The sequence below is a fragment of the Ruegeria sp. C9 genome (genome assembly GCF_056537585.1).
In genome coordinates this window covers 1-13,009 of the sequence record NZ_JBQFRU010000005.1, presented here as the reverse complement: position 1 = coordinate 13,009, position 13,009 = coordinate 1, and the positions used below count along the sequence as shown (strand labels likewise).

Genomic DNA, 13,009 nt, shown 5'->3' with positions numbered 1-13,009 from the left:
CCTAGGCAAGCGCACGCGCCTCATGTTCGCGCAGGATCAGCCGCGCAGCAAGGCCGAAGCCGATATGTTCGTCCGAGGCGCGCTCGGGGAATATCTCGGCGAGTTCCTGCAGCGCGTCAGAAGACAGCGTGTGGAGGGTTTCTTCACCCAGAAACAGGCTTTCGGCCTGAGCCCCTTCGGCAAACAAAATCGCGTGCCTGTCCAGCAGGATATGCAGGTATTCGACCGGCTTATCACCGGTATCAATATCTATTCCCGGCCACGAGCACAGATGTTTGGCGGCGACCAACACTTCGGGCGCGCCGAACAGCATCTCGACCTTGGGGCCACGGATCAGGAGGCGATGCTGTTGAGACACCAGCAAATCGCGGGATGGAACACCGGGTCCCAGACTGCCTGCGGTCACACGCACCGGGCGCATCGCAGGATTTGCGCGCAACCGCTCGGGCGACATGGTGCTGCTTTCGATCCAGCGGATCGGCTGTATTCCGTGATCGGCAGTTAACACGTCGTCATCCACGCGCAGGGTCTCAATGGCGCGCTGGCCTTCCGCCGTTTCAATCAGAGTGCCTGCGGTAAAGCAAACGCCTTCGATAGTGATATCAATGATCTGGGTCTGGGTTCCACTGAAGGTGAAGAAACCATTGGCGAAATTGGCGGTGACCGTCACCTCGAACGAGTCCAATTGGATTTCTCCGTCATCGAGGCTATCGAAGAAGGCCGGGTCGACGGTATAGGTCCACGTACCGTTCGCATCTATTGAGGCGGTGCCGAAATCCGGTTGATCGGAGATTGCCCAGGTGGCCCCGGTGAAGGTCCCGAAATCCGATGTTGCGGTGACATCGAGGTCACCCGAGGCGACATTCGGAGGAAAGCCGGTCACGTCGCCCGTGATATCGCCCGATATGGTTACAACCGAAGTCATCCGTTTTCCTGCTCGAGCGTTCTGGCAAATTCGGCATCGCGGTAAAGGCGCATATGCACCTGTTGCTGGTCATCGCGTGTCCATTCGACGATACGTTTTGTGGATAGGTCGCTGCTGAGGCGATTGGTGCGCACGCGTGGGTGCGGGATGTCCCGTTTCAGCATGTCGACGATCTGACGAGTTTGGCCGAAGGGTGCCACCATATCGATGATCCAGAAGGATGAGCCACTGGCGAAATCGACATCTCTCAGCGGCTCTTCCTTCACCGCATAGCGATATTCGGCTTCCGGGCTGAGACCGGCAAATGTCACGAATCCGCGCGGAAAGCCGTTTTGGCGGAAGATGTGATACTGGCCCAATCTCAGCGGCGTTTCGAACGCATAGAGAACCTGTGCCAAACTGCGGTTACGATGCGTTTTGGTCAGGGCAGCCAGATAAAATAACGCACCGAAGTCGGCGTATTTTTCACCGGAAAGATCGAACCAGTCTTTGGGAAATGACTTTTCCACGGGCCACTCTGGAAACTGCTGCTGCAGAGATCATAGCGCACCACATATTCAAAGAAAGAATTTTCACTCAAGCTGATGTGTTACGGGTTGAGTTAGACCTGAGGCCCGGTTTGACTATATTGATTCGTATAGGCTGGTTGGTCCCACGTCGTCTCAGCCGTGATCGCGTTTTTTATAGGGTGTTTTATATGCGTTTTCTTACATGCCTCTCTTTGACAGCCATCATACTGGCCCCCACCATTGCGCAGTCTCAGGGCGTTGGTTTTGGCTATAAACTAAGACCGCAGTTCAGAACCCAGATCACGCCGCTTAAGGATGGAACCTACGAAGTGAAGCCTGTCGGCGGGTCCTCGGCTGCGGTCACCTATTGGTGTGGAATTGGGGATTATGCAGTTCGCACATTGGGAGTTTCAAACTCGCAGCGGATTTATGTTTCCAAAGCTTACGAGAAAGGTGTTCGCACAGTGCAGTTTTCGCTAACTCCACCGCCCGGCGCGAATACCAATCCGGGATATTCTTTGACCGTCAACAGGGTGGGTGAGAACCTGTCCGCCGCTTCGGCGCAAAACTACTGCTTTGATAATTCCATCGATATGGGGTTTTAGCGGTCAGACCCATTTGGCCAAGGGCGGCAGACTCATCAGAACAGCATCGGGGTCGTGCCCGGTTTCCAGACCAAACTTGGTGCCCCGGTCATAGACCAGGTTGTATTCGGCATAGAGCCCACGATGCACCAGCTGGGTGTTTTTGTCCGCGTCGTCAAAGCTTTGCACCCGGCGTTTTTCGACCAGAGGCAGAAAGGCGGGCAGGAAGGCGCGACCGATGTCCTGAGTCAGCGCAAAATCCGCCTGCCAGTCGCCGGTGCAATAGTCATCCATGAAGATCCCGCCGACACCCCGAGCGCGCTTTCGGTGGGGGATATAAAAATACTCGTCAGCCCAATCTTTGAGGCGCGGGTAGTGGCCGGGTCCGTGCGGGTCGAGATGCGCTTTTTGGGTGGCGTGGAAATGGGCGGTGTCGTCGTTATATTCGATGCAGGGATTCAGGTCGGAGCCGCCGCCGAACCACCAGGCATGTGGGGTCCAGAGCATCCGGGTGTTCATATGGACCGCAGGCACATGCGGGTTCTGCATATGGGCCACAAGGCTGATGCCCGAAGCCCAGAACCGGGGGTCGTCCTTCATCCCCGGAATACCCTTGCGCGCGGCCATCGCGTTTTGCGCGCGCTCACCCAGCGTACCAAAGACGGTTGAGACATTAACGCCCACCTTCTCGAACACGCGGCCCCCGCGCATCACCGACATCAGCCCGCCGCCCGCGTCGGAGCCATCGTCAGACTGCCGTTTAGTTTCTTTGACTTCGAACCTTCCCGGCTGAGAATCCGAGAAGGGGCCTGAGGTGTGGCTGTCTTCCAACGCTTCGAAGGCGGTTACGATGTCATCTCGCAACTGGCGGAACCAGGCAGCGGCGGTGGCTTTTTCGTTATCGAACATTGGGATCAGTGGGCCGGGGCTGCGACAGGGTCCAGCAGGGTGCGGCCTCCGTCAATGGTTAGAATTTGGCCTGTCATGAAGCCCGCAGCGTCCGACGCGAGAAATTGCGCGGTTTCGACCAGTTCGTTCGGAGCGGCAATCCGGGAAAGCGGAGTATGTTTTTCGATGTCGTCCCGGAAATCTCGGTTTTCTTTCAGCGTTGACTGCAATGAGGCGCTCATGACCGATCCCAGCGCGATGGAGTTCACGCGAATACGGCTGGGCGCAAGTGCAACCGCCAACGAACGGGTCATCTGATCCAGCGCAGCGGTCGAAACGGAATAGGCCATCAGATCGGGATGGGTGCGGCGTGCGGCAATCGAGGACAGGTTGATGATTGACCCGGCAGGGTTCTCATCGTCTCCATCAGCCTGTTTGATAAATCGCTTAGCCACTAGTTGGCTCAGTCGCAGCGCGGGCATCAGGTTCTGGTTCAGCAATGTGCGCACGGAATCGTCATCGGTGTCCAGCGGGTCCGACGGGATCACCTGCCGCGCACCATTGATCAGGATATCAACCTGATCAAACGCATCCAGCGTGGCCGAAAGCAGATTGGCTATGGTCAGCTTTTCACGCAGGTCACCGGCGAAATAACGGATGTTGCTGTCATCCGCCTGTTCGCCCAGCTCATCGGACAGGCGCTTTTCATCCATATCGGCGAACATGACATTGGCGCCTGCATCGGCAAAGTGCCGTCCGATGGCCAGTCCGATGCCGTTGGCACCCCCGGTGACGATTGCGGTCTTGCCCGCGATGGAAAAGGACATGCGAATCCTCCTGAGTTCTGGCGCAGGTTAGCGGGCCTCAGCCCCGAGGGCGAGAGGCATGGAAAACCTTGAAGCGGTTGTCTCCTGCCACTTCGTCAACACGGGCGAAAGCCTCGGCCAGCGTTGCCTCGTAAGGCAGGTGGCGATTGGCGACCATCCAGAGTTGACCATTGCGGGTGAGGTTGCGTGCAGCACTGGCGATAAAGCCCTGGCCCAATGTCGGGTCGGCGCTGCGCGAGGTGTGAAAGGGCGGATTCATGATCACCATGTCCAGCGGCTCGGGCGTGCTCCATTTGGTGGCGTCGGCCCAGTGGAACTGCGCACGGGGATCGGTGACGTTGGCGCGGGCACAAGTAAGGGCGGTGTGGTCGGCCTCAACCAGATGCAGGCTGCGCAAGGTGTCGTCGATCAGCTTTGCGGACAGAAAGCCCCAACCTGCACCCAGATCAGCGATGCGCGTGCCGCGCTTGGTTGGCAGAGACTTCAGCAGCAGGGCCGAGGCAGGATCGATACCATCGGCGGAAAACACACCGGGCGCGGTATGGAAGCCGTCAACCATTTGGTTTTCAGGCGCAGCCCAGTCGGCAAAGGCGTCCGCATCAGACTGAAACCAGAAAATCTTGCCATGTGCCTTCGAGATTGGGCCCTCGATCGCGACCCGCTTGCGGATGTCTTTCAGCAAACTGTCGACGCCATCGGTTTTGGCCCCGTCTACCACGATGACCCCGCTGGCGCGGCTGCAGGCCTGATGGATCAGCGCCCGGGCCAGCGCCTTGGCGCGCGGTAGAAACACGACCGCATCCTGGCAAGGCGCGTCACTATTGGGCGTTGCGACAAAGCCCTGCGTGGCAAAGTGATCGTGGAATGGTTTGAACGGTTGCACCATCTGCGCCTCGCGCGGAAGGTCCGACAAATCGTGGTCCGGGGTGGGCGCCAAGACAGTCAGCGGTTGCGACAGGCTGAGCCCGCTGTTCAGGGCTAGATCAAGGCGAGAGGACATGGCCGTGCGTTATTCTTCGCGTTCCATGGTGCATTGCAGCGGGTGCTGATGCCTGCGCGCAAAATCCATGACTTGCCCGACCTTGGTCTCGGCAATCTCATGGCTGAACACGCCAACCACGGCGACACCTTTCTTGTGGACGGTCAGCATTATTTCAAACGCTTGCGCATGGGTCATGCCGAAGAACCGTTCCAGCACATGCACTACGAACTCCATCGGTGTATAATCGTCATTCAGCAACAGCACCTTATACAGCGGCGGCCGCTTGGTCTTGGGGCGCGTTTGCACCAGGACCGACGTGTCGTCGTCTTCGTCGTCCTTTTCAGACATGATCCACTGGTGTTTGCGCATTGCTGTAAGAGAATCTCGATTAACACTACGAATTGTTTCCCGGCTTATATAACGTCACGGTGGCCAGAGAAAAGAGCAACCGGACGGAAATGCGATGCGGGACAAGCTGACAACAATCGGGTTCGATGCAGACGATACCCTTTGGCATAACGAGCGTTTCTTCCAGCTGACTCAGGCATATTTTGCCGAATTGCTGGCCGATCACGCCGATCACGATCACCTGATGGAACGTCTACTTGCCGCCGAAAAGCGCAACATCCAGCACTATGGGTATGGCATCAAGGGCTTTACCCTGTCGATGATCGAGACAGCGATTGAGGTGACGGAAGATCGCGTACCGGCGCGCGTCATCCGCCAACTTGTTGAAGCGGGGCAGGAGATGCTGGCACATCCCATCGAACTGCTCCCCCATGCGCGCGAGGCCATCGAGGCGGTGGCCGAGACGCATAAGGTTCTGCTGATCACCAAGGGCGACCTGATCGACCAGGAGCGTAAGCTGGCGCAATCCGGATTGGGTGAGCTGTTCGATGGCGTCGAGATCGTGAGCGAAAAAACGGCGGCGACCTATGCGATGATTTTTGACCAGTACGGTGATGGCCCCGACGCTTCGATGATGATCGGAAACTCGATGCGTTCTGACGTGGTGGCCCCAATCGAAGCCGGGTGCTGGGGCGTGCATGTCCCGCACGGGTTGGTATGGGAGGTCGAGCAGGCCGAGGTCCCAACTTCCAACCCACGGTTCCGCGAGTTGAAGGATTTGGGTGATCTTTCAGCTTTGATTGATCAGATTTCCTGACCTGTTGCCGTTTGACATCAGTCACAAAAAATTCGATGACACGGCTTGCCTGAAATTCGGCACAATCGCCGGTATGGTGTTCGGGCGCGCATGAAACACCATATGTAGCGTGAATCTGATCGTGTATATGATCCACTCAAACGCAGCTTTCAGTTTCTTTAAACCCGTCCCTGTGTTAGCCTGAAGAATATCAAAATAAAAATTGCTGACCGGGAAAACCCGGCGGCGCGAGGCAGACAGAGGCAAAGATCGTGCAGATTCGGCGGACAGTTCCGGCCCGAATGGGCTTATTACTTATAGCATTTCTGTGGCTGCTTTCATTTGCACCACTTCAGGGCATGGCGGCCCCTTACGCGGCCATGGTGATCGACGCACGCACCGGAGAAGTGCTGCATTCCCGCAATGCCGACACGCGGTTGCATCCGGCATCTCTGACCAAGATGATGACGCTGTATATTGCGTTTGAGGCCGTGCGGAATGGTGAGATCACGTTGGACACTCAGGTGCGCATCACCAAGGCGGCAGCGGCTGAGCCGCCCTCGAAGCTGGGTTTGCGCACTGGGCAGCGAATCGCGTTTCGCTATCTGATCCGGGCGGCGGCGGTGAAATCCGCCAATGACGCGGCAACCGCGATCGGCATCGCCCTCAGCGGGTCCGAGGCGGCGTTTGCTCGTCGCATGACCCGCACCGCCAAAGCGATGGGGATGAGCCGGACCACCTTCAAGAATGCCCATGGTCTGACCGAGTCGGGGCATTTGTCGACCGCGCGGGATATGACCACGCTGGGCCGTCACCTGCTGTATGATTACCCGCAGTACTACAACTTGTTCTCGCGCCAATCGACGAATGCCGGGATCAAGACTGTACCGAACACCAACCGCCGCCTTTTGGCAGCCTATCGGGGCGCCGATGGGATCAAGACCGGCTATACCCGCGCTGCAGGGTTTAATCTGGTTGCTTCGGCCAAGCGCAAGGATGAACGTATCATCGCGACCGTCTTCGGTGGCAAATCAGGTGCATCGCGCAACGCCCGGGTGGCCGAGCTTTTGGATATGGGTTTCCGCCGTGCCCCCTCGCGTGCGCCAATCCGTAAGCCCGCCCGCCCGGCCTATGCAGGGAATGCAGGTCTGGGTAGCGCACAAGTGGTCGCCCAAGCGGGCCCGCCGAAAAAGAGCCTGCGCCCGGTGTTGCGCCCGGTGGCGAGCGAAACGGTTCAGGTCGCGGGGTCGGTCGCCGCAACGGCTGAAAAAGACAACACCCGGATTCAGGACGGTATCGCTGCTGCGATTGCAGCAGCAGACATAGCACCGTCGGATGGCGCCAAGCCTTCCGAAAACGTGGTGCTGGCCTCGGTCGAACCGGCCAAACAACCCGAGCCTGAACCCGAAGTTGTGACCCGCTTGTCCACATCCGGCGGTCACCTTTGGGGCGTCAATGTTGGCCGCTACACCACACGGTATGAGGCCGAGAAGGTTCTGTTGAAAACTGCGCTGTCGGAAATGACCACTTTGGAAGGCACTTTGCGCAAGGTGAACCAAAGCTCGCGTGGGTTTGACGCGACATTTCAGGGCATGACCCGCGAACAGGCTGATCTGGCCTGCCGTCGGTTACAGGCGCGCAATGTCACGTGTTTCATGATCGGGCCGTCATAAGACCCGGCATTCTCTCCTGGATGGGCCTGGGCTGCGATGATCTCGCAGCCCATTTTTTATGGCAAATCAATCGAAGACGTGGCCGTGCTTATACTGTTCATCTTGCCCGGCCGCCGCAGTTAAGGCTGCAACGTTATCCTTGGTGAAGAAGCCGTCGTAGTGATGGCAGCGTTCGATGTATTCGGTGATCAGCAGCGTGTGTTTCGAGTGCTTTGAGAAGATCTGTTTCAGGTTCGGATCATCTTTGCATTCCCCGACCACATGGGCCAGGAACGGAACGCCCTTGTCTTTAAGAGTGTTGACCACGAAATCGACATTTTTCTCACCCGCGCCATGGTCGCCGTCCTGGATTTCAACCGCCATGTGGTGCAAGCGTCGTCCGAAATTACGCACGAAATCCTCGGTTGGCATCGGCAATTGCTCGAAAGAGTTCACGAACGACGGCGTGTTGTTAGCAGTAAAGACCTTGGCAGGGGATTTCTTGTCGTCATCCACATTGGCATTGCGATTCACATTGGTCGACGAGTTCATGTCGAAGATGTTGTACGCCCCCCAGAAGTAATAAGGCACCATGGTCAGAAACTCGAGGATCGCGTCCTCACGTTCCCCGGCCAGAATGCGTGTCGCCAGATGGTCGATCCCCAGCATCAGTGGTGAGATATTGCTTTCGGTCCCAAAAGCGGCGGCCTGATCCAGCTTGACCTGTTCCGCATCACTCAACAGCACACGGTCACCCAGTCCCAGACTGTCTGTATCGTTGAAATCCAACGTGGAATAGCCGACGCGATTGCACGTGAAATCCGATGGCGTCGTAAAGCGGTATCCTTCCAGCGTGTAGAACGGATTTTCGGTGTCCCCAGAATATTCGAACCGAATGTTCTGATCCTCCAGCGTTCCAGTCAGCGCCTTCAGGTCGGTGGCACCGTAAATCTCACCTACATATCGCGTCTGCGGCTTACCGCGCGCCAGCGGGTACATACGATTGATACGCGGGATGAAATCCTCGAATGCCGGGCTGAGCGGAGCCATCAGGATCAGCGCCGGATAATCGGCATGTGAATGCATCACCGAGAACTTGTGTGTCTGTCCCAAATAGCTGGCGGTGTGGCGATAGGGGGTCATCACATAAAGCTCGACCAGCGTGTCAAACAGCGCATCTGTCTCGACCTGAATGACAATGGCCCGCATCGCACCGACCTGATCCGCAATGCCCGAGCTGATGCGGCGCTCGTAAATCCTGGGAAGATATTCGGTGAAGAAGTCCGAGTTCTTCTTGTCGCCCCTTGGCTGGTAGGACATCAGATCAAAAGACATAGGCTCACCTCCTTGCGGCGCGTTGCTTGGATTTGTGGTAGTCAGATCATGCACTTGCCGCGATGCTAGGCGCAAAGCTTTGCTTGGGCAACTGCCTGTTCAGAGAAGCATCAGATGGAATGCTTGGTTTACACGTGCGAATGTGAACTTCGGGTCGGGCACGCCTAATCGGTAGTAATCCCGTACTTGAAGGCTAAGTCGCCAAGAACTGTGCCTTTCTGTGGTCCGTTTGCGTGAAAGAAACGTCTCACATTGGCCTGATAGAAATGCGTCACACAGGTTTTGGGAGTCGATACGTCGCCTATCGATATCCCTTCAGAGAAAAGCATGTAGCCTTTGGTGTTCCCAATCGGATTGAAAACCTCGTGGCTGAAGGCTTTATCGATATTATCGGATTTCTGGAAAACATGATTAAGAAGATCGGGCCCGAATGTAGTCTGTCTGCTGGTCACAATTTCGCGGCGTTCGCGGCCAGAGAATTGTCTTGCCTTTTTGGCGCGGCGCGGTGGAACCCAATCGGGAATAGCCTCGGGGTCCAGAGCAATCTCAAGCAGTTCTGACAATTCCTGAGACTCCGAGGGGACTCGCAGAACATTGTTGTTCAATAGCTTCGATTCCGCGTCCGCCCTGGCAAGAATGATATCCGTATCCGGCAGGGGCTGAAGCGCCACGCAATCGCAATCTGCCCAGATATAATTAGTGTCCCGCATTAGAATGAGCCTGAATATGTCGGATGCCACTCGAGGAGTCGTGCCAAGCTTGGTCAGAATCTGCGAATCCAAAACCTCCCGATAGTCTCGGAGCGGAAGGTCGCTCTCGGTTTCGCGCAGCGACTCCTCGCAGAACAGTTCTACGGGATGCCCGATATCCTGAAATGTTTTGATCGCGACTTTGTTGAACCATGGCAGTTCATTGCCAAGCCACAGAAATCCAACTGTTTTCACCGCCACCTCGATCGAAGATTTAATGCATCCGGGACATTCAGGGAATGTTGGTCAACATTAGTAGCCATGTTCGCGGGGGCAAGTAAGAACGCACGTTCTGAATGAAATAGCATGCTTGTGCATCTAAACACGGCCATTGAAGCTGGGATATATCCGAGCAGGCGAATGACCGATCAAGGATAAGCGCAGTTTCAGGTAATTAACATGACGCTCTAACGGATGAATTTTGTGACCTCGACTCCGCCCGCGATCAGGTTCTCGCGCACCGAGTGCGCGATCTGAACTGCCGTCGGGCCATCACCATGCAGGCAGATCGTATCGATTGAGGTCTCAAGGCGTTTGCCGGATTTGGTGATGATGGCGCCTTCCTTCACCATTTCCAGAATACGTGGTCCGGCCAGCGCCGGATCATGGATCACGGCTCCCGGCAGTGACCGATCCACCAAAGTGCCATCGTCATTATAGGCACGGTCGGCAAAAATCTCGCCCACCCATTTGCAGCCCAGCTCGCGCACCGCTTCTTCTTGTTTGGTGACCGCCAGCACCATGATGATGATGTCCGGGTCCACGTCCAATGCACCCTGATAACAGGCCCGCGCCATATCGATATCGACCGAACACATGTTGGCCAGCGCCCCGTGCAATTTCAGGTGCCGTACTTCAGTGCCCACCGCCTTGGCCATGCCGATTGCCGATCCCAGTTGATAGCGCACCAGATTGCGCAAACTGTCATGGGGCACTTTCATGTTTCGACGCCCGAACCCCTGCAGATCAGGAAAACCGGGATGCGCACCGATGCCCACACCGTTCTGGGCTGCCAGAGCCATGGTCTTGGCCATCACATCAGGGTCACCCGCATGAAAGCCACAGGCAATATTGGCCGAGGTGATGATCTTCAGAAGGCTTTCATCATCACCCATCTTCCACGGGCCAAAGCTTTCGCCCATATCGGCATTCAGATCGACGCTCGGCATCGCAATAACTCCTTATTCGGTGGCAGAGATCATTCCGCTGATCAGTTGGTAGGACAGGAGGTCCGGGATGTCATGCGGATCGCGGACCAATGGTTCAACACGGGCGGGCAGGCGGGCAAGGTCGGCCTTAAATGCGGCTTGCAGCGCGATGGCTTGTTCCAGTGTTACGAATTCCAAGCGCACCTCGCCTCCCGCCGGGGTCTGTGCAGCGCGGGGCAGATCACAGGGCAGAACGGTTGCGATGCGCGGGTAACCTCCGGTGGTCTGGCACTCGGGCAGTAGGATGAAGGGCGCACCGGTGCCGGTCATCTGTACATCGCCGGGAGTTATGACTTCGGACAGTATGTTCAACTGACCCTTTGCCGCGAAGCCGTTACCGTCGCTATCCAGCTGCATGCCCATCCGGTTGGCTCGGGCACCGCGGCGGAATGTCGTTTGCGTAAACCGTGCCAGCGTCTCGTCATCGAACAGTGCGGTTTGAAAGCTGGCCACAACCCGCAACGTCCCACCCGAAAACCGATCCTCCGAACGCAGTTTCAGGCCGGTCTTGCCGGTTTCCGTCGAAGGCAGGTGATCACCCGCTTGAACGGCGCGCCCGATCCTTGCGGTCAGATGGGCCGCGCGTGAGCCCAGAGTCATGTCGGTCCCGATCCCGCCACCCAGATTCAGATACCCGTAACTGCCCTGCAGCACCGACCCGACTACCAGCCGCTGCCCAGCCTCCATCTGATGCGAGGCATTCCACAAGACGGGGCTGCCATCGATACTGGCCTGCATCGGTGCGCCGGTCAGCGCGATGGCGGTTGGTGCGGTTGCCTCAAACTCACCACCCATCCCCGCCATTTCGAGGGCGGCGCTCGTTGGGGTGTTACCAAGCAACGCGGCCCCTTCATAAAGCGCAACTATATCTGCGGCACCCGAACGCGACAGGCCTTGATCCAGATACCCGGTGCGCCCTTGATCCTGAACCGTGCAAGCTGGGCCGATGCGATGGACGATCAGCGTCATGTCGTGATCTCCTCGCAACTCGCACCACCAGAGCCATCAGTGCAAGTTGTACGGATGTCCTCAAGCTCTTCGCGCGAGACTGAGATGAACTGCATCTCATCACCGGGGTTGAGGGCAAAACTTCGCCCCATGTCCGGACGAAAGCAACGAAACGCGGTTTGTCCAACATGACGCCATCCGGTTGGGGTTGGCCCCGAGAACAGGACAAATTGCGAAATTGCCAAAACCAACGCCCCTTCAGGTACCATCGGCGTCAGCTCTTTCAGGCGTGGAATGTTGAATTCGGGTCCGAGTGGCCCGAGATAAGGTTGGCCCGGCGCAAATCCGATGGTTAAAACCCGTACACGCGATTGGCTGAGACGATCAATGGCGTCCGCTGGTGACAACCCTGCTGCCAATGCCGCATCTTCTAGCTGTGGCGCAAGATCGGAACCGTAGACCGTCGGCACTTTCCAGAATCGTCGCCCCGCAGGCAAAGGTGCAGCGTACCAATCGCGACTGACCAGCATAGCCCGCAGCAACTCTTCGATGTCATGATGCGACAGGCTTAATGGATCAAACCTTATAAATGCAGATGCCAGCGAGGCCGAAGTCTCAAGCACGCCGTCAATCTGCTGCGCCTCGACTGCGCCCCGAAACGCCAGGGCGGCGCGGTTGGACGGCTCGGACATGGTTTGCGCAAAGGTCACCAACAGACCGTCAAATCCAACGGTTCGCAGCAAGGGAAACTTAATGTCATTCGTCATATCAAGGTCACAGGCGTATCGGGTTTGCTTTGAAAAGACCTGAGCCTATCCATAGACAATGCGCAAGGCCCTGTAAGACCAACTTGCATTGCGCCTGGCGGCGCCGATATCGGGTGCGATTCCGGGATTGGAAATGAATCGCTGATTGCCGTCGAGTCGGTATAGTCTTGTGGGTGACTGCAATGCTCTCACTATATGTTGGGTTTGAACCAACAAGCACTGAAACCTAGGCGGTATATCTGATGTGCTTGAAGGATGATTTTCGCCGATTTCCACGAGGTGAGTTCCGTTCAAATATTTGAAATTATTGTATAAAAAATGAATTTGAAGTTTTTTGCGATATTCTTGAATTTTCCACTTGCGCGTTGAATGCGTAAGGCATAGAACGCCCTTCACCGGCGCTGCTGAGGTGCTGGGACGCGGTGGAAGCTGCGGAGACGCTCGGGAGAGACTGGGGGCATCTGAGGTTTTTGATTGGGCGGTGGCGCTGA

The 13,009-nt window shown here is 56.8% G+C and carries 15 protein-coding genes; 3 read left to right on the top strand and 12 right to left on the bottom strand.

All coding sequences use genetic code 11. The features are described 5' to 3' along the window. Position 1 precedes the first annotated feature (1 nt). Entirely contained in the window at positions 2-925 is a 924-nt protein-coding gene (locus ACR0NE_RS13520; RefSeq protein ID WP_170597352.1) for a Hint domain-containing protein, read from the bottom strand. Further along, on the bottom strand, positions 922-1,434 hold the full coding sequence (locus tag ACR0NE_RS13515) for a toxin-activating lysine-acyltransferase (protein WP_170408881.1): 513 nt from the start codon (positions 1,432-1,434) through the stop codon (positions 922-924). Before ACR0NE_RS13515 ends, ACR0NE_RS13520 begins: the two co-directional genes overlap by 4 nt. 188 nt (positions 1,435-1,622) lie before the next feature. Between ACR0NE_RS13515 and ACR0NE_RS13510 the strand changes: the two genes are divergently transcribed. Then, on the top strand, positions 1,623-2,039 hold the full coding sequence (locus tag ACR0NE_RS13510; protein ID WP_170597354.1) for a hypothetical protein: 417 nt from the start codon (positions 1,623-1,625) through the stop codon (positions 2,037-2,039). 3 nt (positions 2,040-2,042) lie between these two features. Here ACR0NE_RS13510 and hemF read toward each other — a convergent pair whose 3' ends face one another. Genes hemF through clpS form a run of 4 tightly spaced genes read right to left on the bottom strand, consistent with a single transcriptional unit; the run spans position 2,043 to position 5,084 of the window. Beyond that, positions 2,043-2,927 (bottom strand): oxygen-dependent coproporphyrinogen oxidase, encoded by an 885-nt coding sequence (gene hemF / locus ACR0NE_RS13505; RefSeq protein WP_170597356.1) that lies wholly within the window; start codon positions 2,925-2,927, stop codon positions 2,043-2,045. A 5-nt stretch (positions 2,928-2,932) separates the two neighbouring features. Beyond that, entirely contained in the window at positions 2,933-3,733 is an 801-nt protein-coding gene (locus ACR0NE_RS13500; protein ID WP_170408883.1) for an SDR family NAD(P)-dependent oxidoreductase, read from the bottom strand. 37 nt (positions 3,734-3,770) lie between these two features. Next, a complete protein-coding gene (locus tag ACR0NE_RS13495) occupies positions 3,771-4,733 on the bottom strand; it encodes a class I SAM-dependent methyltransferase (RefSeq protein ID WP_170597359.1) in 963 nt (320 codons plus the stop codon). Positions 4,734-4,742: 9 nt separating this feature from the next. After that, entirely contained in the window at positions 4,743-5,084 is a 342-nt protein-coding gene (gene clpS / locus ACR0NE_RS13490; protein ID WP_170396046.1) for an ATP-dependent Clp protease adapter ClpS, read from the bottom strand. Positions 5,085-5,178: 94 nt separating this feature from the next. Between clpS and ACR0NE_RS13485 the strand changes: the two genes are divergently transcribed. Then, positions 5,179-5,880 (top strand): HAD family hydrolase, encoded by a 702-nt coding sequence (locus tag ACR0NE_RS13485; RefSeq protein ID WP_170423897.1) that lies wholly within the window; start codon positions 5,179-5,181, stop codon positions 5,878-5,880. Between the two features lie 281 nt (positions 5,881-6,161). Then, positions 6,162-7,532: a D-alanyl-D-alanine carboxypeptidase family protein gene (locus tag ACR0NE_RS13480; RefSeq protein ID WP_170396050.1), complete on the top strand. Its 1,371-nt coding sequence runs from the start codon at positions 6,162-6,164 to the stop codon at positions 7,530-7,532. 66 nt (positions 7,533-7,598) lie between these two features. Here ACR0NE_RS13480 and ACR0NE_RS13475 read toward each other — a convergent pair whose 3' ends face one another. The 6 genes from ACR0NE_RS13475 to ACR0NE_RS13450 all read right to left on the bottom strand — a co-directional run. Further along, positions 7,599-8,846 (bottom strand): hypothetical protein, encoded by a 1,248-nt coding sequence (locus ACR0NE_RS13475; RefSeq protein ID WP_170514121.1) that lies wholly within the window; start codon positions 8,844-8,846, stop codon positions 7,599-7,601. A 164-nt stretch (positions 8,847-9,010) separates the two neighbouring features. Continuing rightward, on the bottom strand, positions 9,011-9,796 hold the full coding sequence (locus ACR0NE_RS13470) for a hypothetical protein (RefSeq protein ID WP_170597361.1): 786 nt from the start codon (positions 9,794-9,796) through the stop codon (positions 9,011-9,013). A gap of 206 nt (positions 9,797-10,002) precedes the next feature. Beyond that, positions 10,003-10,764, bottom strand: coding sequence for a 5-oxoprolinase subunit PxpA (locus ACR0NE_RS13465; protein WP_170514124.1), 762 nt, complete (start codon positions 10,762-10,764; stop codon positions 10,003-10,005). Positions 10,765-10,776: 12 nt separating this feature from the next. Further along, the gene (locus ACR0NE_RS13460) at positions 10,777-11,772 is read right to left on the bottom strand and encodes a 5-oxoprolinase subunit C family protein (RefSeq protein WP_170597363.1); all 996 of its coding nucleotides are present in this window, start codon (positions 11,770-11,772) and stop codon (positions 10,777-10,779) included. Further along, the gene (locus ACR0NE_RS13455; protein WP_170597365.1) at positions 11,769-12,518 is read right to left on the bottom strand and encodes a 5-oxoprolinase subunit B family protein; all 750 of its coding nucleotides are present in this window, start codon (positions 12,516-12,518) and stop codon (positions 11,769-11,771) included. Before ACR0NE_RS13455 ends, ACR0NE_RS13460 begins: the two co-directional genes overlap by 4 nt. 45 nt (positions 12,519-12,563) lie before the next feature. Continuing rightward, a partial coding sequence (locus ACR0NE_RS13450; RefSeq protein WP_480780088.1) for a hypothetical protein occupies positions 12,564-13,009 on the bottom strand: 446 nt, incomplete at its 5' end.